General features: G+C 62.9%; 13 protein-coding genes. 4 read left to right on the top strand and 9 right to left on the bottom strand.

The genetic code is table 11. The features are described 5' to 3' along the window. Positions 1–327: 327 nt before the first annotated feature. Positions 328–3,393, bottom strand: coding sequence for a DUF3427 domain-containing protein (locus OK17_RS13850; protein WP_461417783.1), 3,066 nt, complete (start codon positions 3,391–3,393; stop codon positions 328–330). 312 nt (positions 3,394–3,705) lie between these two features. Between OK17_RS13850 and OK17_RS13845 the strand changes: the two genes are divergently transcribed. Both OK17_RS13845 and OK17_RS13840 read left to right on the top strand, forming a co-directional pair. Beyond that, positions 3,706–8,949, top strand: a complete 5,244-nt coding sequence (locus OK17_RS13845) for an AAA domain-containing protein (RefSeq protein WP_461417782.1) — start codon at positions 3,706–3,708, stop codon at positions 8,947–8,949. Continuing rightward, a complete protein-coding gene (locus OK17_RS13840) occupies positions 8,946–11,666 on the top strand; it encodes a DEAD/DEAH box helicase (protein ID WP_461417781.1) in 2,721 nt (906 codons plus the stop codon). Before OK17_RS13845 ends, OK17_RS13840 begins: the two co-directional genes overlap by 4 nt. A 166-nt stretch (positions 11,667–11,832) precedes the next feature. Here OK17_RS13840 and OK17_RS13835 read toward each other — a convergent pair whose 3' ends face one another. Genes OK17_RS13835 through OK17_RS13825 form a run of 3 tightly spaced genes read right to left on the bottom strand, consistent with a single transcriptional unit; the run spans position 11,833 to position 14,189 of the window. After that, entirely contained in the window at positions 11,833–12,438 is a 606-nt protein-coding gene (locus OK17_RS13835; RefSeq protein ID WP_461417780.1) for a class I SAM-dependent methyltransferase, read from the bottom strand. A 57-nt stretch (positions 12,439–12,495) separates the two neighbouring features. Continuing rightward, positions 12,496–13,326 carry a mycofactocin-coupled SDR family oxidoreductase gene (locus tag OK17_RS13830; RefSeq protein WP_154881646.1) on the bottom strand — a complete coding sequence of 277 codons (831 nt, stop codon included), beginning with the start codon at positions 13,324–13,326 and terminating at the stop codon, positions 12,496–12,498. Next, positions 13,323–14,189 carry an amidohydrolase family protein gene (locus OK17_RS13825; RefSeq protein WP_461417779.1) on the bottom strand — a complete coding sequence of 289 codons (867 nt, stop codon included), beginning with the start codon at positions 14,187–14,189 and terminating at the stop codon, positions 13,323–13,325. The genes OK17_RS13830 and OK17_RS13825 overlap by 4 nt, the downstream gene beginning before the upstream one ends. 67 nt (positions 14,190–14,256) lie before the next feature. Between OK17_RS13825 and OK17_RS13820 the strand changes: the two genes are divergently transcribed. Next, the gene (locus OK17_RS13820; RefSeq protein WP_461417777.1) at positions 14,257–15,168 is read left to right on the top strand and encodes a LysR family transcriptional regulator; all 912 of its coding nucleotides are present in this window, start codon (positions 14,257–14,259) and stop codon (positions 15,166–15,168) included. A gap of 4 nt (positions 15,169–15,172) precedes the next feature. On the opposite strand, the gene OK17_RS13815 is transcribed toward OK17_RS13820, so the two are convergent. The 3 genes from OK17_RS13815 to OK17_RS13805 are packed head-to-tail and all read right to left on the bottom strand — an operon-like array spanning position 15,173 to position 17,183. Beyond that, positions 15,173–15,484 (bottom strand): hypothetical protein, encoded by a 312-nt coding sequence (locus tag OK17_RS13815; protein ID WP_127963086.1) that lies wholly within the window; start codon positions 15,482–15,484, stop codon positions 15,173–15,175. A gap of 19 nt (positions 15,485–15,503) precedes the next feature. Continuing rightward, positions 15,504–16,010: a flavin reductase family protein gene (locus OK17_RS13810; RefSeq protein WP_182372244.1), complete on the bottom strand. Its 507-nt coding sequence runs from the start codon at positions 16,008–16,010 to the stop codon at positions 15,504–15,506. A 6-nt stretch (positions 16,011–16,016) separates the two neighbouring features. After that, positions 16,017–17,183: an LLM class flavin-dependent oxidoreductase gene (locus OK17_RS13805; RefSeq protein ID WP_461417776.1), complete on the bottom strand. Its 1,167-nt coding sequence runs from the start codon at positions 17,181–17,183 to the stop codon at positions 16,017–16,019. A gap of 206 nt (positions 17,184–17,389) precedes the next feature. Here OK17_RS13805 and OK17_RS13800 point away from each other — a divergent pair, with 206 nt between their 5' ends. Continuing rightward, the gene (locus OK17_RS13800; RefSeq protein WP_127963089.1) at positions 17,390–18,148 is read left to right on the top strand and encodes a helix-turn-helix transcriptional regulator; all 759 of its coding nucleotides are present in this window, start codon (positions 17,390–17,392) and stop codon (positions 18,146–18,148) included. Between the two features lie 206 nt (positions 18,149–18,354). Here OK17_RS13800 and OK17_RS13795 read toward each other — a convergent pair whose 3' ends face one another. Then, positions 18,355–18,966, bottom strand: coding sequence for a DUF3558 family protein (locus OK17_RS13795; RefSeq protein ID WP_461417775.1), 612 nt, complete (start codon positions 18,964–18,966; stop codon positions 18,355–18,357). Between the two features lie 651 nt (positions 18,967–19,617). Next, positions 19,618–20,886: a vWA domain-containing protein gene (locus OK17_RS13790; RefSeq protein ID WP_461417784.1), complete on the bottom strand. Its 1,269-nt coding sequence runs from the start codon at positions 20,884–20,886 to the stop codon at positions 19,618–19,620. Positions 20,887–20,904 lie beyond the last annotated feature (18 nt).

The following is a 20,904-nucleotide window of genomic DNA, read 5'->3' as shown; positions in this document are numbered from 1 at the left end:
CGAGTTACACCACTCTATGGGGCACTACTGTCTGTCTACAGTCGAGTTCTCGACGACCGGCCTGCTTGCGCGGTCGCGGTGCCCCACGCTGTGGCGAACGTCCGGTCGACTTGTGATCCGGACCGGATCGAAGTGCGCTGCCAGATTCTGCGGAATGCCCTGGCGATGACATAGTCTGCTGCGGCAGGCGCACCTACGTGGCAGCGGGCGCTCGCGCCAATGGCAATTCAGCCCGCTAGGGCTGTCACCGTCTCGTCACTTCGCAAAGCTCTACGCCGGGGAGTTTTTCGACGGAGCTAGTGCTGGTCGTTCGTCTTCGTTAGCCGCTTAGCTTGCCACCACCGAGCCGCTCTCAAACACGTCCATCGGCATAGGCCGACGCAACTTCCACGTGATCGCGATCGGTCGCTCACCGCGGTGACTGACATAGTCGACCGGACCTAAGAAGATGAAGGGCTCCGCACCAAACGCACCACTGGGTCGGTCGCGAACGAACAGCAGGACGTCACACCCGTTGTCGCGCTGCTCCACGTATCGCCGACCCATTGGGGAGTCGACGGCAGTGTTGTTCGGCGACTCCCAATGAAAGGTGTCCCGCGAGATGGGGTAGTCGCGGTACATCGTGGAAGGACTGAACTCCCGCTCGTCTTTGTGGAGGTTCACGAAGAGGGCGCCGATACTGCCGCTCCAGGTAACGCCGCCAGCCTGTCCTCGTGCTTTACGCTCCCAGTTGGCAAAGCCGGTGGCCGCCAGCACCTCCTCACGCCGGTACTGGGCATGGGTCTGAAGAGGGAGACCGTCGACGGTCCGTGGGACGTGATGGATCCCGGCCGAGGTGATTTCGAGTAGCTGGCCGATCTCCGCGCAGATCGCCTTGTGTGCGCGCAGGAAGTGAAACCCGGCGTCGTAGCTGGTGAAACCTCCCTTATCGGACCACAGCGTGAAGAACAGCATCCGTGCGAGAGTCTGCCCGCGCGGCGTGAGTTCGTGATACGAGGGTCCGCCCGGAGTGGCCAGCCGGCGATAGAGCTTTGCGCGTTCGAGGTCGTCGACGTGCGCGAGCGCGCGGACGCGCTTGGCGAGCGAGTCTTCGTCGGGACCGGACGGCAGCGTCGGCAATCCAGCATCCCGAAGGAGTGGCGTCCACGCGCGAGTTCCGCTGCCTGAGTACACGAGCGACAGATCGCTATCTGTCTGCGCCAGAAAGTCGCTCAAATCGTTCGTGTTCGCTTCCTTCACCATCGCGATCAGCGCCGTACGGCGATTGGTAGGCAGCCCTCGCTTGATCGACTCGAGGACGATCTCTCGGGCCTGCCGATCCATGACGATCCGGCTAGCGCCCGGAAGGAAAGGAAAGCCATCGGAGACCTCGTCCACCAGTCGGTTTCCACGTGTCCCGGTAAGTGCGCTAAACCGAGGGGCGAAGTTGAACTCTGCGCGGTGGTGGCCGATGAAATCGAGCACTGTGAGCACGGCCTTGCGCCTGCTGCGTCGCAACCCACGCCCCAGTTGCTGAAGAAAGACGGTGGCGCTCTGAGTGGGCCGGAGCATCAGCAAGGTGTCTACATCGGGAAGATCCAGGCCCTCGTTGAAGAGGTCAACGGCAAAGAGACAGGCAACTGCACCCGCGCGCAGGTCAGAAAACGCCTGCGCGCGAACGGCACGAGGTGTGTCAGCCGAAATAGCCACAGCGGGAATGCCTTGCTTGGAGAAGGCGTCGGCCATGTAGTTGGCGTGTGCAATCGAGATGCAGAAACCAAGCGCGCGCATCGCGAAAGGGTCTGCCACATAGTCACGCACGGCGTTGAGTATGAGTCGCGTGCGTGCGTCGTTCCCCGTATACACATTCTCGAGATCAGAGATCCGGTAGTCGCCGCGAGACCACGTCAGGTCGCGCAGGTCAGTGTTGTCGGCGATGCCGTAGTAGTGGAACGGGCAAAGCAGGTCCTGCTCGAGAGCGTCCCACAACCGGAGTTCGTAGGTCGGTCGGCCGCCGAACCAGTGGAGGATGTCGAGGGTATCGCTGCGTTCAGGCGTTGCGGTTAGGCCTAGGAGCTCAGAAGACGTAATCCGCTGTAGCAGTGAGGTGTACGTGGATGCCGCTGCGTGATGGAATTCGTCGACAACGACGACGTCAAATGTGGCAGCGTCAACGCCGTCGCCATCACGACCGCTGAGCGATTGGATGCTGGCGAACACGTGTTGCCAGTCGGTCGGCCGGTGGCCATCGACGTACAGTTCCCCGAAGCTGCCATCTCCGAGAACCTCCCGATATTTCCGCAGGGACTGTTCGAGAATCTCCTTGCGGTGTGCCACGAACAAGAGGCTCAGCGGCTTGCCGGCCTGTTCGCACAGGCGCTTGTAGTCGAGGGCAGCAATCACGGTCTTGCCGGTTCCGGTAGCCGCAACAATGAGATTGCGGTGGTGGTCGTGCACTTCGCGAGCTGCCTCGAGCGCTTCTAGAACGCGCTCTTGGTGCGGCCAAGGCTGGACGTCGAGCCCTGAGACAGTGATGGTTTCTCGCCCGCTTTTGCCGCCGCCTGCCTCAAACAGGGCTTGGTCGAGTTTCTCGGCGTCAGTAGCTGGGTCGTATGGCTTGAATGCGGGGTCATTCCAGTAGGTGTCAAAGACGCCTTCAAACTTTCGGATGAGAGTGGGCGTGCTGACACCAGAAATCCGGACGTTCCACTCGAGGCCGTCGACCATTGCCGATCTTGAGAGGTTCGAGCTCCCCACATAGCCAGTATCGAAACCGGAGTTCCGTCGGAACAGCCAGGCCTTCGCGTGCAGGCGGGTAGTCGCGGTGTCGTAACGCACGCGAACGTCGGCGCCGTATTTCGTAACGAGCTCGTCGACGGCGCGACGTTCGGTAGCGCCACGGTAGGTCGTGGTGATTACTCGCACGGGGACGCCACGTGAACGCAGCGCCTGCAGCTCACGACCGATGACTGAGATGCCGGCAAACCGGATGAACGCGCAGAGGAGATCGACGCGATCGGCGCTGGCGAGTTCGCGCGATATTTCGCTCGCCATGTTGGGCTCGTCGCGACGGTTGGTCAGCAGGGCGACCTCCGACAACGGCGTTGCCGGACGAGTCGGAGCCGATGCGCTCACAGGGTGCAGCGAGGCCAACACCTCGGTACGCGAGATTGCTTCGTCGCCGCCGGCGGTGATGTGGGCCAGGATGGCGTTCGCCGATTCCTTCCTGGCCCCTTCCGGCAACGTGCTGAGATGGCGTTCAACGACCGCCGCGACGTGCCGTGCATAAACATGAGGCTCCGAACCCGATGAGATCTCGGCAAACTCTGCTACCAGGTCCGTTGACGCTAGTCGCTTCGACAAGCGCTCCGTCAGAACGGATTCGTAGATTCCAGGAGAAAAGGCATCGGCCACGAATGGAGTAGATCACGTAAGTCGGACACCTTGTTTGAGTGTCGTTCGTTGTGTCCCCGATGCGCGGCTTGTTGCCTACCGGCGCAATTCCGGAACCGCTCGTGGCGGCCCTAGAATCCGGCTTTCTGCAGCAGAAACGAAACCGTGCTGAATTCGTCCGAACAGACGATAGCGCCGTTTTAGTCCGAACAGATGAAGCTAGGGACACAAACGACCTCCACCGTCCGTTCTGTCGGAGGAACTCGTTAGCCTAAGCACCGGTCGGGTTCGGTGGTCGCTGTCCCAGCGGCGTGTGAAGTGGTGGGTGTGTTCGTGGCAAGTGATGAGAGTGACCTTGTCCTGAAGGATCGCGTCAGTCGGCTGATGCAGTTCCTGCAGCAGATCGTCAAAGCTCGTACTAGCGCGGTCCTTGATGTCGAACGGCACGAAAGTGTGCAGTGGCTCTACCCGAAGTTTGGCGCGTTCGATGTCGACCGCGGAGCTGCGGCCGGCGACGTCTTGGTCCGTGCCCCCAAGGTGCATCTCGAGGCGCCGCCCACCGTACCGAAGAGCCTCCATGACTGGACTGACCGTACCGATCTCACACGCAGTGATTCCGCGGGTCCGCGATTTATCGAGCGCCGGCCCGACGATGAACAGCCTCAACACCTCGTCGATAAGGCACGTTCGGCGTTTGAACGTTGGCAGCTGACGTGGAACGCGTGGGCCGAGACTGATCGGGTACGGCGACCCGCCTACGAGCTCTACCAGTCGCTCAGCGCGAGCATGGAAGAACTCAAGATGCGACCGGAGTCCGTTGAGCTCGTCGTCGCCACCGGGCTGTTGACTCTTCCGTCTCAGGTCACCGGTACGACGCGAGTGAACACCCACCTGATCAGCCAGGAAGTGCTGGTAGAACGGGACGACGACACCGGCGACCTCGTAGTCAGGCTTGTGGAGATGTCGGCGCCGCGACTCGAAGACGGTCAGCTGTTGACCGGGATGGAGATCTTCGACGAATCGGGGACGATCGCGCTCCAGAAGAAGCTCGGTGAATCGTTATCGCCGCTCGACGAATCCGTCCTGGTCTTCCTAAAGGACTGGGTGTCACGGGCTCTGAGCGTGCCGCTTGAGGTTGAGGACGTGCTTGAAGCGCCTCTTCAGGCGACCCGTGAGGCATCACTGAGGCTGTCTCCTGCACTGATCTTGCGACGACGGGGCGCCTTTGCCCTCGCGGAGTACTACAACCAGATGATCAACCACGCCGCCACGGAGGGGTCACAGACGCCCCTCGGGCTCGCGCAGCTGGTTACAGCTATCGAACCGGCGGAGCGAGTGAGGTGGCTCGAGGCCACCGGCGCCACGGCGCCTGCTCAGCTCGCCGACGACCCGCTCTTTCCGCTACCGGCCAATGCAGAGCAGGCCAAGATCATCGACCGTCTCGGCGGGGACAGCGGTGTTGTGGTCGAAGGTCCTCCGGGAACAGGCAAGACGCACACGATCGCGAATCTTGTCTCCGCGCTGCTGGCTCAGGGGCAGCGTGTCCTCGTGACGAGCGAGAAGTCGCAGGCACTTCAAGTGCTGCGCGACAAGCTACCTCCAGACATGCAGGAACTGTGCGTCTCGATCACCGATCTGGCCCGCGGTGGTAGCCAGGAACTCAACCGCAGTGTGGCCACGATCGCCGGACGTAAGACCTCCTTCGTGCCGGAAGTCTCTCAGCGATTGATTGACGATCTCTCCGACAAACGCAGGCAGGCACGCGCAAAGCGTTCGACGATCCTGGAAGCTATCCGCTCTCTTCGGGAATCGGAGTTCTACCAACACCCGGAGATAGCTCCCGGCTACAGCGGCACTTTGGCAACCATCGTGCGTGCGCTTGGGGAGACCGAGGCGCAGCTGGACTGGCTCCCGGGGCCCCTATACACACCCAACCCACCCTTAGACCCCAGTTCGTTCGCGAAATTGATCGGACTGCTGCGCGCCCTGACGCCGGAGCACAAGTCACGGGCGACGCAGGCCTTTCCGCCTCTCAACGACATCTTGCTGCCGCCTGACCGCATCGCGAGCCTGTTCGAGGAAGCACTCCAGGATGGCCCTCGGGTCGACGATCAAGCCGCAGAGATCCTGGCGATCATCAAGGATGTCGATACCGCTACTTCTGAACAGATTCGAGACAGGTGCCAAGCGCTCGGCGGAGCGGTTGAAGAGGTTCGGGCGTTACCTGCGGAGTTGGCGCAGTTGGCCGACCGAGTGCTGTCCGGAAGCATCGGGCACCTGTGGGACCGCATGAGTATGGTCGACGATCTGCTCGATGCCGCCCTGGGCGCCGACCGTGAGATCGGTGTTTCGCAGGTAGAGGCTCCGCAAGTCAGTCGAGGCACCCTCAAGACGATTGATGCGTGGTTGGGTCGTCTCGAAGCGGGAGCAGAATGGCGTGGCAGGTTCCGACGAACAGACGAGCAAAAAGCCTACGACGCACTCGAATTGGCGTTGACAGTAGACGGAGATCAGGTCTCCACGTCCGAGTCACTCCGAGTCGCATCTACGCACCTTCACGCGATGGACGCAATCGCTTCGGCGCGACAGATTCTTGCGGACCTTGGCGTGACGACACCGGATATCGCGAGTCGAACCGCGCAGGTGAATGCGCTCCGCTACGTGCGGACGCAACTCACGCTCATCGATCAGCTGCTTGAAGCCCGGACCAACGTCCAGGTGCTCGTCGAACATCGGACCGCCCGGCGTCTACGCATCGGGTCGGTCGACGAGGCTGCGACGATAGCCTCGGTCGCGGCTGCGGTATCTGTGGCGATTCGCCGAACAAAGGCCCAGCGTCAGTTGTCGGAGCACGTGACCTCCCTTCATCGTGTCTTCAGTGAGGGGGGTTCACCGGAGTCGTCGGCGCTCATCACCGCAATCGAGAGTGCTGATCTCGAAGCGTTCAATGCGGCGATTGGGGGTTACCAATTTGCAGCACGGCAGCAGCACGAGTTTCACACAGTCGAGACACTGCTTGGCGAGCTGAAGACGTCGTCGCCGATGTTCGCGGCGGAGCTCCTGCAGGCCGCGGATGACCCGCACTGGGATGTTCGGGCGGATCAGATAGCCCGCGCGTGGCATTGGCGGTTGGCCTCGGACTGGGTGGCGGAGCAGCGCCAGCCGGGGCGCGAGGCGCGGCTTAGTGAAGAGCTCGACGCAGCGACATCCGACATCGCCACGTACACAGCGCGGCTCGCGGCTGAGAAAGCTTGGAAGAGCTGCCTCGCGAGAATGACTGCGACCGAGGTCACCGCCCTGCAGACGTATCGCGAACACGTGCATTCAGTAGGCAAAGGCACTGGCAGATACGCCGAGAGATATCGCCAGGCCGCACGACAAGCGATGCAAGAAGCGCAGAGCGCAGTTCCCGCCTGGGTCATGCCCACGCAACAGGTGTTGGCTTCCATTCCGCCCACACCCGGGGTCTTCGACGTCGTCATCGTTGATGAGGCCAGCCAGGTTGATATCACGAGTCTGTTCCTGCTCTGGCTAGCACCGCGCGTCATTGTGGTGGGCGACGACAAACAATGCACGCCAAGTGAAGTGGCAATGGGAACACTCGAGAGCGTGTTCGCGCGCCTGGACTCACTTCTTCCCGATCTGCCTGACCATGTGCGGACGTCGTTCACACCTCGCTCAAGCCTGTTCTCGCTCTTGCGGTCCCGTTTCGGGCAGGTCGTCCGGCTGCGCGAGCACTTCCGATCGATGCCAGAGATCATCAGTTGGTCGAGCAACCAGTTCTACCGAGACTCGCCACTCGTTCCGGTACGACAGTTCGGCGCCGATCGACTCCCACCATTGCGTGCGACATACGTTCCAGGTGCCACGGTCGATGGCAAAGATGCGTCTCTGGTCAATGTTGCGGAAGCCGAGGCGATTGCCAACCAGGTGGCAGTGTGTCTGAGCGATCCGGCGTACGACGCCAAGACCATGGGTGTCGTCGTACTGCAGGGCCAAGGCCAGGTCAACATGATCATGAACAAGCTTCGTGGTCGAGTGTCCGAAGAAGACTGGGAGGAAAGGCGTTTCCGCGTAGGAACACCCCCAGACTTCCAGGGCGACGAGCGAGACGTCATCTTCTTGTCGATGGTTGTCGCTCCTGAACAGTCCTTCCGTGCGCGGACGAATACCCAGGACGCGCAGCGATTCAACGTGGGCGCCTCACGTGCGAAGGATCAGATGTGGCTGTTCCACTCGGTCACGGTTGATCGTCTGAGTTCTTCTGACTTCCGGCGATCACTTCTTGAACACGTGACATCCACGGCACCTGCTCTCGCAGAACCAATTCCAGAGAACGTAAGCCGCCATGTACGGGACAACCGCTTTGACAGCCTCTTCGAGCAGCGAGTGTTTAACGACATCGTTGCGCGCGGATACCACGTCAACCCGCAGATCGAAGTCAACAACCGGCGGATCGACCTTGTCGTGACCGGTGGGGCCTCGCGGCTGGCCGTCGAATGCGACGGCGACGCTTTCCATTCCACTCCGGAACAGATCCGTGCCGACCTCGAACGTGAAACCGAACTCCGCCGATGCGGCTGGACATTCTGGCGGGTGCGCGAGTCGGAGTACTACCTCGATCCGATCGAAGCGATGTCAGGACTTTGGTCAGAACTGGACCGGCTCGGAATCAAGCCGCTTGGCGCTAGTTCGATTAGCTCTGTCGCTCAGACCGAGCCAATCACTGCAATCGCAACAGATCCTGATGACGGTCAATCGGCACCAGGATTGCACCAATACGGCCAAACTGGTCCAGCCGGGCAAGATCACGAATCCACATCGCTCAATCCGCCCTTTGACGGGTCGTCGGTGGAGACTTCGCTGCCGACCACCACGTCAGGTGAGATCGACGAATCATCGCGGACACCCGAGGATGGGTGGGGTTCGGGTGTATTGCCTCCACCCACGCTCGTGACCCCGCCGCCGACCTTACGTGTGGTGGAGCCGAAACTTCGCAACGATGATCAGTCGACGTCGAACTGGGCCGAGGGTGAGTCTGTAGTTGAAACGCCAGTCTTAGTGTCAAGGCCGTCAGATCCGAAGACTAAGCCTAACGATCAGCCGGCTGAGATGTCGGACGAAGACATTCTCTCGGTCGTCCGATACAACAGCGAACGCGGGCGCATCGAGGTCGACCAGCTGGCAGACGATCTTTGCGTGCCGTATCAGCGAGTCGAGGCGGCAATCGAAACACTGGTGGCTGCGGGCGAACTCGAGTGGAAGCTCAGTGACGCCGAAGGGTCGACCTCGTCGACTACCGAGAATCCACCAGCGAACGTTCAACAAGTGGATACCCCGCCGGCCACTGCAACGTCCGCGCCTCGAACGACTCCGCATCCTGAAACCATCAAGCAAGTTCTGCTGGCGGCCGCGTGGTCGCAGTTGCCGCTGACGGTCGATCGCGCGTCGCGAATTACTAAGCAGAGTGAAACCGAAGCCTTGGCGTTTCTCGATCAACTCGTGAATCAGAAGCAGCTCATTCGCGAGCGTCGCCACGGAGCAGATGTGTGGATGCACGCGCAAGGTGAAGCATGACCGCCCAGCGCGCGCTGCGGGCATGGCAGGTTGAAGCGCTAGGGAAGTGGCGCGCAGCGGGTCGGCGTGGCGTCATAGAAGCAGTGACGGGCTCGGGCAAGACTGAGGTTGGCGTTGCTGCGGTTGCTGAAGCGCTGGCAGAGGACCGCCAAGTCCTGATCATCGTCCCGTCACGTGATCTTCTTCGCCAGTGGTATGAGCGATTCGCCTCTACTGAGTTCCGAGCGCGCGTTGGCAGGCGAGGGGACGGGTTCACCGACACGTTTCGTCGTCGGGACGTCCTCATCTCAACGGTCCATTCATCCATCGATGAAGCCAGTCGAGACCAGCCCGGCGCTGGGGCGCTCATCGTCGCCGATGAGGTCCATCGTTACGGCGCCGATAGCTTCGCCAAAGCGTTGAGTCCAGCATTTGAGCTCCGGCTAGGGCTGACCGCAACCTTCGAGCGAAGTGACGACGGCGTCGAGAAGGTGCTGACACCCTACTTCGGCTCCACGATTGTCGGGTGCACCTATGAGCGCGGCTACCGTGACGGAATCCTTGCGCCAGTCCGGGTCGCCCTGGTGCCTGTACCCTTTACCCCGCAGGAGAGGGCGCGCTATGAACAATATGACCAAGTAGCCAGGCAGGAGCGGAACCGACTAATCGTCGAGTATGGCTGCTCACCTGAACCTTTCGGACTCTTCCTTCGTGACGCTCAGGTGTTGGCGAAAGATGCGTTCGCAGACGAGTCAACACGTTCCGCGCGGCGATACCTGAAGGCCTTCTCCGACCGTAAAGAACTTCTGGCTGGGATCGAGGCCAAGAACGATGCCCTCGCGACGGTCGCGACAGCGTTGCGTCCTACCGGAAAAACCGTCGTCTTCGCTGAGACCAAGGCGGCCGCAGCAAGTGCCGCAGAGGCGATGCTCAGGCAAGGCGTCCCAGCAGCGCCCTATACAAGCGATCTGATTAGGCGCGACCGCGTCCGACTCCTCGAGATGTTCAAGAATGGCAGTATCACCGCACTCACCGCTCCAAAAGTGCTCGACGAAGGGATCGACGTCCCCGAGGCGGACGTAGGGATCGTTCTGGCGGCCAGTAAGTCCCGCAGACAGATGATTCAGCGCATGGGTCGGGTGATACGCCCGAAAGCAGACGGACGTCCCGCTGTGTTCATCATCATGTTCGCGGAGAACAGTTCCGAGGACCCGAAGCTGGGCGCCCATGAAACCTTCCTGAATCAACTGACCGACATCGCCGATGAGGTGGTCAGGACCGAACCTGAACACGTTGGGCTACTGCTCGATTCGTGGCTTCCGTCGGTGAATTCTGCAGAGGCAGATGGCGCTGTAGTCGCATACGAGGCGGCCCAGCGCGCCACAGAGACTGTCGCAGAGAGCGCAGCTGCCGCGCAGGAGCGGGCTGAACTGATTCGACAGCACGTGTACTCCACCACGTCCACCGGTAGGCCCGAAGCAATCGACGCAGTTCTCGCATCGCTTGTTCTGTTGGAACCGCTAGACGCACAGATCCTCATCTTGAGGTTCGGGCTAGGCGGTAGCGACCCAATCGGTACGAGTGAGATCGCCGAGCGACTGGGTATGGATGTCCAGGAGGTCAATGCTCGCAGTGAGGCGGTCCTAGCACGTCTTGATATGGATCAGCTTCGGTCGGTTGAGGACCAACCGGAGGGATCCGTAGCGGTCCGAGGGCTTGCTGGACTCAATGACGTTGCAAAACCACCCGTTTCGTCGTCGGAGGGTCTGAAGAATCCGGGGCCGCGGCGTCAGGACCTGGCCTCGAAACAGCGATCCTCGGTTGTTCTCAATTCGGCGCCCGAGGTGCCCTCGCACCCCTATGGGGTTCGCCAGCTCACCTTGCCGGGACGTCCCGAGTCGGCGGTCGCACAGTCCAAGAAGGAGGGGCGATTCCCGCGCATCTACATTGAATGCGAGGGCGGCCACATGCCAGGAGCGACCCTTGATCCTGACAAGGGGACAGTGCGCCTTAACGAGAAGGTCGAGGGTCGACGGGATTTCGATAGTCCAGACGAAGCTGCGCGAGCCGTCGTAACGCACTATGGTTTCGAAGACCCTGAGGTGATTGACGGTTGGCAACGCTGGCGACTACGGGATTCAGGGCAACCGATCGCGTCCATCCGAAAATCGAGTCGCACCCAAACCACGCCAAAGGTGCCGACCCCGTCGGTAGCGGCCGCTGCTAACTATGAACGCACATTGTCGGGGCCCGTGCATATCCCGCGCGACGAGCAAGTAAGCAAGCTCCGCTACCTCAGGGAACTTGATTCGCTGAAGCGTGTATCTGAAGGCGATTACCACCAGGCGCCCTACGACCTAGTCACGCTGCTCTGGGGTATCGCGCGAGTTCGGCGTGGGTTCCCCCGGCGGGCTCACTTAAGCGATGTCCGTAACGAGCTCCGTAGTTGCCTCTCACCATTCCGTCCGAGAAAGGCAGCACCTAAGCCGGCGGATCCCTGGTTTGCTCTCCGACATTCGAGGTGGTGGGATTTGGCAGAGATGCCGCCCGGCGCTACCGCGCAGGATGTCGCGCGACTCGACCTCGAGGCGGGACTGTCGCGGGAGGTCGCTGGATTGATCAGGTCAGACGACGAGTTTGCTCGGAAAGCTGTCGATCGCCTGGTGAGGTTGATATCGGTCGAGATAGGCGAGCCGAACCGCGCTCGTCAGCTCGTTAGTGATCTTGGATTGGCTTGAACTGACCGAACGCGATTGAGCTGCGCCCGAAATTCTGATGCCGTAAACAGCGAAGCCGCACTATCTCGCGCCGCGGCCCACGCCGTAGAGCGACCATCCCGGCTTACCCAGCCACGGTCGGCCTAGCTGCGATCAGGGGCACATCTTGCCGACGTCCTAGCAGCACTTACGCGGGACGAAGCACCGCGACAAGAAACTCCGACTCCGCCGTGAACGGCCGAACATCCCACGCCGATAGCAGTACGTCGTCAGTGAAGCCCGCCGACGCCGCGTCGTCGAGGAACTCGTCGAACGGGTAGTCCCGACCGGCACCAAACCCGATCACCGCACGTCCGTCCTCGCGAAGGTGAGCACGCAGTCGCTCAAGGACGGTCACGCGCGTACTCGGCGCGAGAAACGCCATCACGTTGCCGGCCGAGACGATGATGTCGAACGGTTCCTCGATGCCGTGCGCCGGCAGATCCAGCTCGGCCAGATCGCCGACCAACCATCGGGGCCCGGGATGGTCTTCTTCCGCTGCCGCGATGAGCACCGGGTCGACGTCAACGCCGACCACGTCGTGCCCGACCTCGGCCAGATATCCACCGACACGTCCCGGACCGCACCCTGCGTCGAGGATGCGGGATCTGCGCGCTGCCATCGCGTCGATCAGTCGAGCCTCACCGACCAGGTCGTCGCCCTTCGCCGCCATCGCACGAAAGCGCTCGACGTACCAGGTGGAGTGATCGGGATTCGCTGCGACCTGTTGCATCCAGATGCTCTGTTCGACCATGCCGCCCATTGTCCCAGAGGCAGCGACGCACCTACGTGGGTGCGCCGCTCCGGCCGGTCACCCGCGCGTGGCCGTTGTCCCCAGATTGACCTCCAGCACGGTCCCAGTAGTGAGGCCAGGATCGTCGACGAAGTACAGGACCGCGCGGGTGACGTCGGCGGGTTCGAGCCACGGCACACCCAGCGGGCCGAGACCGGCGAACACCGACCGCGCGTCGTCGGGCTTGGGGTCGTCGAGGTCTGGCCGGAACCGCCTCAAGGTGGTCGGGTTCATGACCATCGGAGTATTCACCGACGTCGGGCACACCACGTTGGCGGTGATGCCGTATGCGCCGACCTCCAGGGCGACCGACTTGATGAAGCCGATGATGCCCCACTTGGTGGCGGCGTAGTGCGAAAGATCGCGCATGCCACCGCGTCCCGCGCCCGACGACACTCCGACGATCCGGCCGCGACCGTTTGCCTTCATCGCTCCGACCGCGGCGCGCACGCAGTGGAACGTCCCGGTCAGGTTGGTATCGACGATGTCGGCCCACTGGTCGTCACCGATCTCCTCGACCGGCGTGAAGGCGCAGACGCCGGCGTTGGCGACGAGGATATCGAGCCGGCCGTGCTCGGCCATGATCGCGTCGACGAGTTCGTTGACTGCCGCAGCGTCACGCACGTCCAACCGCGCTGCCGTGGCCCGGCCGCCGTCGGCGACGATCTCAGCGACCGTCGTAGCAAGCTCCTCTTCGGTAGCCATCGGATAGGGGACCGTCGGCACCTGCCGGGCGATGTCACTGACGATGACGTGGGCTCCCGCTGCCGCCAACGCGCGAGCGTGGGCGCGGCCCTGGCCGCGTGCGGCGCCCGTGACCCAAGCGACCTCCCCGGTCAGGTCGGTCATCGTTCCTCCTCGAAGCCGTACACGCCGAGTGCGTTTCGGCGATAGAACCGGTTCTGTTCGTCCGCGGGCTCGTCACCGATGATCGTGGTGAGTGACTCGATGAGGTCGGCGTAGCGGCCGCCGATGTGCTCGATCGGAATATTGCTGCCGAAGATCACCCGGTCCCACCCGAACGTTTCGATTGCCGGTTCCACCCACGGGCGCAGAGTCTCCGCCGACAGGTCGCCGGTGGACATGCCGAGCCCGGAGATCTTGCACGAGGCAGAGGTCGAGTCGGCGCACGCGGCGATGGCGCGACGCCACGCGGCCCGGGCGTCGACGTCCGTCGCGGTGGGCCATCCGGTGTGCTCGAGAACGACGGTGACATCGGGGAAGTTCGCGAGCGTCCGCAACCAGCCGTCCATGGTCTCCGGGTGGGCGGTGAGGTCGAAGACCAGGTCGTGGTCGTCGAGCCAGCGCAGCACGGTGCGCGCCGCCCGCGAGTCCGGTTCGAAGCCGTAGAGCACGCGGACTCCTCGGAACTCCGGCGTGATCGCGGCCTGGGCGTCGAGGTCGGCGCAGATGTCGTGTGCGCTCAGCGTCGGGTCGACGGATCCGACGAAGCGCATGTCCACTCCGCGGTCGGCGGCCACCTTCGACACCCACCGCAACTCGTCGAGGTACGCACGCGGCGCGGTCACCGCCGAGACGTGCACGTACTGCTCGACCGGGAACCCACCGGCTGCCGCCGCGTAGTCGTCGAGGCCGAAGTCGGAGTAGAGGTCGGGCTTGCCGACATCCTCGGCGAAAGCTTGCAAACCCGGGTACCAGGGATGGTTCAGGTCCCACAGGTGAAGGTGGGCGTCGACGACATGTTGAGGCATGGACTCATCGTCGACGCCGAGCGCGAAAACGACCAACACCCGTTGCCTATCGATCTAGCATCACAGGATGCTAGATGTGTCGTTGCGCGAGCTCGAGTACGTCGTCGCCGTGCATCGCGAACGGAACTTCACCCGCGCGGCGCAGCAGCTGCACATGGCGCAGCCGGCCCTGAGTCAGGCCATCCTCCGTCTGGAACGACGCCTCGGAGTGCGTCTGTTCGACAGGACGAGTCGCCGGGTCGAACCGACGCAGGCCGGACACAACCTCGCGGTCGACGCTCTCGACATCATCGACCGCGTCGGTGCGGCCATCGCGCGAACGGCCACACCTCGTCGTGCCGTCACCGTGCACATCAGCGAGCCCGCGCTCGAAACCCCACGCAGGCTGATGGCCGCGTTACGCTCCGCCGACCCCGCATTGTCCATACACCTCACGACGCTGCCCCGGTCGCTGACCGGCGACGACGCCAGGGGAGCGCAACTGTCGTTGACCATCGGGGCACCCATCCACGCGGCGGGGGCGCGAAGCACGCCGCTGCGTGCCGAACGCGTCGGCGCGCTGATGGACGTGAGACACCCTTTGGCACAGCAGAATTCGGTGACCGGAGGCGACCTCGAACGTTTACCGGTGGTGTCCATCGACGATCAGCTCAGCCAGTGGAACCGGTGGATCGCACAGTGGGCAACGAGTCAGGGCCGACACCCCAGATGGACGACGTCGGCGGTGTTCGGCATTGTCGCCGGCAGCGACATGGTCACCGACGGCGAGAGTCTGTTCGTGTGCCTGGAGTCGGTGGCCGCAGACGTCGGTGACGACTTCCGGTGGCTCCCGTTGGCGCCCACCGCGACCGCATCGTGGTTTCTCAATTGGATGGATGCGCAATCGGGTTCGCCGGAAGTACGCGACTGTGTCAGTGGCGCAGCCGCATTCGCCGAGGAATGTGGGTGGATAGCAGGCGGGAACCTGCCCGGTGGGTGAAGCGCTATGCGGTACCCGCACGCACGAGGTGTGCCCGCAACGATCCTCCGTCGTCCGACACCCATCCACGTTCATGCGCATAGGCGACCATCGCCTCGAACTGCCGGCCGTCGAATCCCTCGGACGCAGCCAACAGTACGGTGAGAGCGCCGATGTGAATCCACGCATGGTCGCCCTCGATCTCACCGAGGCGGGAGTCCTTGAGCTGCTTCGCGATGTCTGCGGCGGTGAGGCTTGCAGCGGCTTCGACCTGAAACCGGCGGTAGTCCGTGGCCTCGAGCACTTCGACCCGCCCGGGCTGGACGGTTACGTACACGACGAAAGACCTCCAGGTGTCAGGTGGCGTCGAGGATCGGGGAGTGGGTGCCGAAGATGCGACCGTGGTAGGTCAGCGGTGGCGACTCCTCACGAATGACGTGCCGCACGGCGCCGACGATGATCGTGTGATCGCCGCCGGCGACGAAACGTTCGGCGGCGCAACTCATCCAGATCACCGCGCCATTGAGAGCGGGGAGCGTCTGAGTGGTCGCCCACCCGATGCCGTCGAACTTGTCGTGGCCCTTCCGCGCGAAGGCAAGCGCGACGTCGGACTGATGCGCGCCGAGTACGTTGACAGCGAAGTTCCCGTGCGCGCGGATCACGCCGAGGAGTTCCGAGTTCTGGTCGAGCGCGATGGTCACCATCGGCGGTTCCATCGACAATGACATGAACGCGCTGACGGTGGTGCCGTGCGGCCGGTCGCCGTCGAAGGCCGTGACGACGGCGACCGGGGAACACACGTGAGCCATCGCGTCGCGGAATGACGTTTGAAGCGAATCGGCGGCTGTTGTGTTGGAGGGCATCATTGTTCAGCCCTTCGATGCCAGTTCCTGCTCGTACTTGCGCGTCATGTGGTCGACGGCCTCCAGCTGCTTCGCAGCATGGCCCTCTCGCACAGCGCGCGCGTGCTCAGCGGCGTCGAGTGTTGCCTGCGCCTGGCCCTGGAAGTGCGGGAACACTTCCTGCGCGAAGAGTTCCGCGGAACGCTTGGTGTCCTGCGGGTTAGCCCAATCGTGGCCCATCTGCAGCAGGCAGCCGAAACCTTGGGACTGATCCCACAGACGCTGGACCTGGGCCCGGGCCTGTTCTGGGGTGCCGATGACGCCGATGCCTGCTTCGTTGATGAAGTCGATCATCTCCGTCAGTTTGCTTCCGGAGACGGCCATCTGGGGGAACGCGGCGACGTGTTGGAAGTAGTCGAACCACTGCTCGATGCCGTACTCGACCTGGCGGTACGCCTCGGCCTCGGTCTCGGCGATGTGGAACGGTCCGGCGAGGGTCCACTTGCTGCGGTCGACGGTCACGTTGTTGGCCGCAGCGCGTTCCTCCATGACGTTCCAGTGGTGGCCGAGGGCGTCGAATCCATCGGCGGAGAGTGTCGCGCCGATGGACAGTAGACCGAGTCCGTGGGTGCCGGCGAGTCGCGGCCCGGTTGGCGACGCCACTGCCGCGACGACCACGTCGATCCCGTCCGCCGAGTACGGCGCGAGCTGCAGCTTGGCGTCGTAGAGCTCATGGGTGCGGGTCTTGGCGGAGACTGTCTCGCCGCGCAGGAGGCGTACGACGATGTCGAGGTTCTGCTGCAGGAGTTCCCGGGTGTCGGTGGGGTTGAGGCCGATCATCGCGGAGTCGGTCGGTAGGGAACCGGGTCCGACGCCGAAGATGGTGCGGCCGCGGGTGAGGTGGTCGAGCTGCATGATGCGGTCGGCGGCCCACAGGGGGTTGTGATAGGAGAGCGAGGTGACGCCGGTGCCGAAGCGGATGCGCTTCGCCCGCTGTGAGGCGGCGGCGATCATGATCTCCGGCGAGGCGATGATCTCGCTGCCGGCGGAGTGATGCTCGCCGAACCAGGCTTCGTCGTAACCGAGGTGGTCGAGGTGTTCGACCAGGTCGAGGTCACGCTCCAGGGCGGCGGTGGGGTTGCGGCCGGGTGCGTGGAACGGCGCCATGAAGTATCCGAAGCGAAGCCTGCTCATGCGAGTCTCCTGTCGATCTGTCGGCCGGCGGTCTGTCGGCCACGACGAAAGACTAGAAAGAGTGTGACTGACGCCACAGTGCACGAAAGTGGACGGTTTGCTCTGGGCCTGCTGCCGCAGCGCCCGTTGCATGGCGTTGCATGTGCTCCACATCACAATTGAACCGGTACAGTTCAGGGATCGCGTCCGGAGGAAGGAGCACGGGATTGGCCAGTCAGTCGGTCGTGCTACCCGTCGATGAGTACGAGCGGGTCTTCGCCATCTTGGATGCATGCTCGCAGGCAGAAACTCTCGAGGCGTTCAAGAACGTCTTGATGGGTGCGCTGCACGAGCACTACAACTGTCTGAACACGACGTTCTTCACCGGCCCGACCTTTGTCACCGCGTTTTCGGATCCCAACCCCGTGGTCACGGGGCGGATCATGCCGGTGATCGACGAGTATCAAGCACGGTGGTATCCGAAGGACGTCTTCGCGTCCGCGCAGTCGCGGGCGGCGTTGTCGAAGAACCCGGCGATCTCGGCGGACAAGCTCGGCGGACTCGCCAGCGACTCCGTCAGTTATCTACAAGACTTCCTGTATCGCAAGCAGTTACACAGTGCATCCGTGATGCACCTCGACCTCGCGAACGATTGCCACGGGCTGGTCGGGTTGTTCGACTCAGAGGGTAGGCAACCGGACCGTCTGCGGTTGCATGCCATGGGGCTGCTGTCCCGGCAGCTGTCGAACCTGGCGAAATTGCTTCCCGGGGAGCCGCTCCCGTCGTGGCGGGAGTGTCTGTCGCCGCGGCAGATTGAGCTGGCTGAGCTCGTCGCCGATGGGCATACCAATGAGGAGATTGCGTCGATACTCAACCTGGGGGTCGACACCGTGAAGAAGTACGTCAGCCGGGTGTTCTTGGCTACTCGAGTCCGCAACCGGGCGGAGTTGGTGAAGTTGGTTTACGTCAGTTCGACGGATCGGTAGGAAGGCGAGTCGCTTACCTACGTGACGAGGAGCCGCAGGTCTGTCGACATCGGTGACGCGGGCCATTGACAGACTCCACCCCGAAACCGTTCAAAACCGCTGTAATACACGGACTTTGCACCCGGGGGCTCTGGACCGTATCCACGACCGAGCCATGGTCGCCGCTTGCATTCCTGTACCGGAGCATTAGACGGAGGTCGTCTCGCCTACTCTGGTATTTCGTCGATGGTCGCGCGGAGAAAGTCGGCCGCGGATGCGCACACGGCGTCCAAAGTTGGCGGGTCTTGCTCGATCAGGACGACGTTTGTTATCACCACAGACTTTCCGGACTGAACGTACGCCGCGCAGTCTGACGGAGCTGTGGATCCGATGCTTACTCGACGACCTTCGATCTCGATATCGGGGTGCCACGTCGTGGAGGAGTAGTCCTCCTTGTGTGCAGAAAGACCGCCCTGCGGCTGGTCTAGATTCCCAACGAACTGCGACATGAATGACAGCTCGTTATTCAAGTAGCTCCACTGGCAGCCGCGGGCTGTTTGAAAGTTCGACCCGGCGACGTCGCTTACCGACTCCACATTAAGTCCGAAGCGTCGAACAACTTCTTCGGACACCTGGGTGCAAGGCTCGTAGGAAGTCCCGTCGTTATTGCTACTCCAGCGATCTGGAAACTCGGTGTCGAACGGAAGCCGTCGCCCAGCATCGTCCGTTTGTCGAATTCCGGTTGCCGTTGACGAGTCGGGAACAGGTGAAGCTGTTGGGACAGGCGAGCCTGTAATGCCGCAGGCGGACAACCCAATTCCAACCAGAATGGTGCCCACAGGTACAACCGCTGAAGTGATCTTCCTACTCTTACGGTTCAAGATTGACGGCACCTCGAGCGTCAGTGTCTTCGAACTCCGAGGCGGCAGAGCGGCATTGTTCACTCAGTGCCTTCGCTTGCAGCGTTTGGTCGGTCAGCTGTGCCGAGAGTGACTCGATCACAGATCGAACAGCCCTAGTTACATCCCGACCTTCTGTGCATTCTCCCAGCTTGTTTGTCCGACCTGCGCCTGCTAGAAGACGTTTCGCTTTCGCTAACTCCACAGCGGCGTCGCCGGCAACTGCCGCTCGCCGCTCCCACAGTGCCCGCTCCGAGCGCAGCAAATACTCGTCCCCATGCGGACTTACCGGCATCGCCGGAGCAGGCTTAGGCAACAACGAGTCGTCTGAGAACGGTGTCGTCACAAGTCCCCCTCACGCTCGCGCGCCCCGACGGCGCCCCACCCTCGCCGAACAGACTAGCGTGGTCCGCCGATTCCGCCATCTAATCCCGATCGCTGTGGACGCCGAACACGGAGATCCCCACCGAAGCCAACCTCGTCGAGCAACTCCTCGGACTCGCTGCGACTGCACTGCCCGGGGAACACCAGCAGGGCGTGGGTGTGGGCCCTCGAGTCGAGCCCGGTGGCCCACCAATCGAGGACCCACTACTACCGCCGACGCCCGCGCTTCCGGTTCGCGAGGTGGTACGAGTCCCGCGACATCTTCGACGCGTATCCCGCACCCTCGACCCTCGCCTGGGCACCCAGCACCTCGATGCTCCGCAGCTCCTCCTCGATCGCCATGAACTCCTCGGGCGAAGCGAGCGCCGACGCCCGTCGAAGCTGAGACGCCGACTCCTCCAGAAGTGCCTCAGCCGCACCCAGGTCGCCGGACTCGTACGCCTTCGACGCTTCGAGCTTCGCCGCCTGCCCCTCTTGGTACAGGCGCTCGGACTCCACCTTCGGGTCCGGCACACGACCCGAAGCCTCGTCGCCCGGCACCACATTCACCGAAATCGGTAGCGACACCGTGTGTTCGGTGAGCGTCGAGGTCTCGACGTACCGCAACTCGAGCGTCGCGATCTGCGCCAGACCCAGTGCGGCGAGGCCGTCGACCTTCATCCGCAGCAAAAGCTTCCGCTCTTCGAGTGCGTAGAAGTCGCCGAGCTCGACCATCACCTCGCCGTCGGCGGTCTGGTGAGCCGGCAGGTCGTTGTACAACGACAACTCCTGCACCTGCGGGACAAACCGCACGGTCAGCGTCACCACCTGCGCCGACTTCGACAACAGACCTTCGACCTCGCCGGCGATCGCCGCACCCGCCGCGTCCGGGTTGTCGGCGAAGACGTGGTTGCCGTTGCCCGCACGCGCCATCGCCGACAGCAGCGTCTCGTCGTAGCCACGCCCGTATCCGAGCGTGGACGTGACGATGCCGTCGCCTGCAGCCTTCGACGTAACACTCTCGAACTTGTCGACGTCGACGATGCCGCGGTTCACGTGGCCGTCGCTGATGATCAGTACCGTTCCGCCCTTGATTCCGGCCGTCAGGGCGCTACGCCGTAGTTCCCGCAGCCCGAGCAGGTAGCCCGACGACAGATCCGTGCAGCCACCGGCTGTGATCGACCCGATCGCGTCCACCGCGCGCTGCTTGTCCGACAGGGGAGCGGCCGGCACGACCACCTGCGCGTCGTCGTCGAAGGTCACCACGCCGAACGCATCCGACGGATCCAACTGCGCGACAACGCCGGCCAGCGCCTTCTTCGCACCCTCGAGCGGGCTGCCGGACATCGACCCGCTCCTATCGAGCACCACCTGCACGGCAGTGGGGGTGCGTGTGGTCTCGGGTCCCGCTGGAGCCTGCAGTTCCAGTAGAACGGTCACTTCATCGGCGGTCTCGTGGGCCACCATCTCGACGTCCAAAGCGGCGGAGAGTTTCATCATCATTCCTTCCTCCGT

Source organism: Gordonia sp. GN26 (assembly GCF_054823965.1).
Note: the sequence above shows the minus strand (reverse complement) of the source record. Positions and strands in the feature narration are given on the sequence as shown.